The sequence below is a fragment of the Mycobacteriales bacterium genome, assembly GCA_035550055.1.
GTDB lineage: Bacteria > Actinomycetota > Actinomycetes > JAFAQI01 > JAFAQI01 > DASZTV01.
This window is the reverse complement of record DASZRO010000102.1, coordinates 1-3,659: the sequence shown is the minus strand read 5'-3', so window position 1 is coordinate 3,659 and position 3,659 is coordinate 1. Positions and strand designations below refer to the sequence as shown.

Genomic DNA, 3,659 nt, shown 5'->3' with positions numbered 1-3,659 from the left:
CCGTTGACGTCGAGATGCAGGTTCTCGCCGCCGATCGCCGGCATCAATCCGATGAAGGGCAGGCAGAAGAACGAGATGGCGGCGATCGTGAGCAGGACGGAGCGGATCACCGGATCCTCGCGGGCGACGACCACACCGCCGAGCAACCGGCGTAGGCCGCCCTCGTTGAAGCTCTCCGGCTGAGCCACCGGCCGGATGGCGACCGCGCCGGCGACCGCGAACAGGTACGTGCCGGCGTTGATGGCGAAGACGCCGCTGGCGTGGATCTCCGGCAGGAGGACACCGGCGATCGCCGGACCGATGACACGCGACAGGTTCATCTGCACCGACTGCAGCGACACCGCGCCCGGCAGATCCTGGCGCGGCACCAGGTTGGGCAGCAGGCTGGACAGCGGCGGCCCGCTCAACGCGTTGCCGACCCCGATGGCCACGACGACGCCGAACAGCAGCACCTTCGACGGATGGCTCGCTGCGGCGACGAGCGCGAGCGCGACGGAGAATGCGAGCTGTTCGAGGTTGGTGAGGACGAGCAGCTTGCGGCGGTCCACGACGTCGGCGAGCAGCCCGCCCACCGGGGCCAGCACCAGGACCGGTCCGAGCTGGGCGAAGCCGACCCAGGCCACGAAGCTCGCCGAGTGCTCCAGTCGGTAGGCGAAGGCGCCCAGCGCGACGTTCTGCATCCAGGTGCCGATGTTGGAGGCGAAGGTGGCCAGCCACAGCGTGCGCAGATCTCGTGAACGCAACGCCGACCGCGCCGTACCCGGCCGTGATCGAAGCTCGCCGGCGGCGATCGCCACGTCGCCGTCGACGATCGCCTCTTCGGCGACCGCAACCGCTGCGGCGGCTCGCGCCGCGGCCGTCCCCCTGGCCAACGTGCTGGGCTACTACCCGACCCGCAACGGAAGGGTGCGTGGTCCCCGGACCTGCCCGGTGGACCAGTGCACCGCAGCCGGATCCGCCAGCGAGAACTCCGGGTAGCGCTCCAGCCACACCTCGAGCGCGACCCGCAGCTCCATCCGGGCGAGGTGCGAGCCGAGGCAGCGGTGGATGCCGAGCCCGAACGCGGCGTGCTTGTTGACCTCGCGATCGATCACGACCTCGTTCGCGCGGTCGAACTTCGCGGGGTCGCGGTTGGCCGCCGGGAACGACAGCAGGATCCAGTCCTCCGCCTTCATCTCGACGCCGTGCCAGGTCATGTCCTGCTTCACCAGCCGGCCCATCGTGACCGGGGCGAACGCCCGCAGGAACTCCTCCATCGCGGTCGGGAGCAGCTCTGGCTCGGCCACCAGCCGCGCGCGGTCAGCCGGCGTTTGCGCGAGGTGCCACAGCGATGCACCGATCGCGCTCCACGTGGTGTCGATGCCCGCGACCAGCATCAGCGAGATCGTGCCGGCGACGTGGAACGGGTCGAGCTTCTGCCCGTACAGCTCGGCGTCGATCAGGTACGTCGTCAGGTCGTCAGCCGGGTTGTCGAGGTGCGCCCTGATCTGTTCGAGCAGGTAGGAGAAGAGTGCGCCGACCTTCTCCAACCGTTCCTCGGGCGGCAGGTTGATGCCTTCGAGGGTGTCCTCGATGTAAGTGCGGAACTTCGGCCCGTCCTCCTGCGGGAAGCCGAGCATCGACGCGATGACCCGGGCAGGGATGTGCTGGGCGTACTGCGACGCGGCGTCGACGACGTCGGCCGTGCCCATGTCGTCGATGAGCTTGTGGCAGAACTCGCGGGTTGCCGGCTCGAGCTTCGCGACGGCGTTGCGAGTGAAGGCGGGCAGCAACAGCTTGCGCGCGTCGTGATGGAACGGCGGGTCCGAGGAGATCGGTGGGATGCCGCCGACCGGAGCGAGGCTCACCGGCGGCCGGAAGTTCCCCACCACCGGCGAGCGCGAGGAGAACCGGTCGGTGTCGTAGGCGATCTCGGCGACATCGTCATGGCGCACCGGCAGCCAGCCGCCGCCGAACCGGTCGGTGTGCGCGATCGGGCAGCGCTCACGCAGGTCGTCCTGGATCGAGTACGGGTCCGCGGCCCACTCCGGCTCCATGTGCGAGAAGTCGGTCGCCCAGTCCGAAACCGGCCCGGTCACCACGGGACTGCGGGTGCCGAACTCGCGGTCGGAGCGCAGCTCTTCGAAGCTGCGGCCGAACCGCTCGTCAGTGGTCACGACGACGAGCTCACTTCTCGATCACCACTGCGCCTTCAGGGCAGTTGGCCTCGGCGAGATGAACGGCCGCCTCCTGGTCAGGCGCGACGTCGCCGGAGCCGAGCACGAGACCCTGGCCCTCGCCGTCCTCGTCGAAGACCTCGGGAGCCAGGGTGTAGCAGCGCCCATGGCCCTGACATTTCACACTGTCGATCGAAACGCGCATCATCCGACGTTATCGCTGCCGGCGGCGAGCCGATACGCCTCGCGGAGCTTGCGCTTGTACAGCTTGCCGTTGTCCTCCCGCGGCAGCCGGTCGACGAAGTCCACGCTGCGCGGGCACTTGTAGCCGGCGAGCCTGCTCCGGGCGAACTCCATCAGCTCGGCAGCGAGCGCGTCGTCGCCGGCCAGCCCGGGCTGGACCTCGACGACGGCCTTGACCACCTCTCCCCACTCCTCGCTGGGTACGCCGATCACCGCCACGTCGCCGACCGCGGGATGCGTGATGAGGACGGCCTCGACCTCGGCGGGATAGATGTTCACGCCGCCGGAGATGATCAGGTTCGCGCTGCGGTCGGTGAGAAACAGCCAGCCGTCCTCGTCCAGGTAGCCGATGTCACCGACGGTGTAGTAGTCGCCGCGATAGGTGTCGGCGGTCTTCGCCTCGTCGCCGTGGTAGCGGAACCGGGAGTCCGGCGACGCCGCGATGTAGACGGTCCCCGGCGTGCCGGCGGGCAGCCGGTTGCCGTCGTCGTCGCGGATCTCGACCTGGCCGTCCTCGGGGCGTCCGACAGTGCCCGGCCGCGCCAGCCACTCGTGGGAGTCGACGATCGTCGTCAAGCCTTCGGTGGCGCCGTAGTACTCCCAGATGATCGGCCCGAGCCACTCGATCATCTGCTGCTTCACCGGCACCGGACAGGGCGCGGCGCCGTGCCAGATCTGGCGCAGCGAGCTGACGTCGTAGGACTCGCGTACCTCGGCCGGCAGGGACAGCAGCCGGTGGAACATCGTCGGCACGAGATGCATGTGCGTGATGGCGTGCTGCTGGACGAGCTGGAGCATCTCCTCGGCGTCCCAGCCGTCCATCAGCACAACGGTGGTGCCGAAGGCAAGCGGCATGCTCAGCCCGAACAGCAGCGGCGCCGCGTGATAGAGCGGGCCGGTGATGAGCGAGGCGTCTTTGCCCGGCTGGAAGCCCGCCGCGTCGCGTAGCCGTTGGGTCATCGCCATCGACGAGTCGCTCATCTTGCCGGTGATCTCGCGATGCACACCCTTGGGGCGCCCGGTCGTGCCGGAGGTGTACATCATCGTCGTACCGAGCCGCGCGTCCGGCAGGTCGTCGCCGGAGTAGTCCGCCACTGCTTGCTCGAGGCCGGTGAAGCCTTCGATAGCACCGCCGATCGACAGCGCGAGGGTGGGCTTGGCGGCGGCCGCCGCGGCCTTCGCCACCTCGGCGAACCGGACGTCGGCGAACAGCGCCTTCGCACCGCAGTCCGCGACGACGTACGCCGCCTCCGCTGCGGT

General features: G+C 69.3%; 4 protein-coding genes. All 4 read right to left on the bottom strand.

Annotated elements, in window-relative coordinates; genetic code table 11:
* Positions 1-872: MFS transporter (locus VG899_15070; GenBank protein ID HWA67681.1), on the bottom strand; the 872-nt coding region annotated here is incomplete at its 3' end.
* Between the two features lie 12 nt (positions 873-884).
* The gene (locus VG899_15065; protein HWA67680.1) at positions 885-2,156 is read right to left on the bottom strand and encodes a cytochrome P450; all 1,272 of its coding nucleotides are present in this window, start codon (positions 2,154-2,156) and stop codon (positions 885-887) included.
* 10 nt (positions 2,157-2,166) lie between these two features.
* Positions 2,167-2,361 (bottom strand): ferredoxin, encoded by a 195-nt coding sequence (locus VG899_15060; GenBank protein ID HWA67679.1) that lies wholly within the window; start codon positions 2,359-2,361, stop codon positions 2,167-2,169.
* Positions 2,361-3,659, bottom strand: a 1,299-nt coding sequence (locus VG899_15055; GenBank protein ID HWA67678.1) for an AMP-binding protein, incomplete at its 5' end; no start/stop codon positions are given. The genes VG899_15055 and VG899_15060, both read right to left, overlap by 1 nt.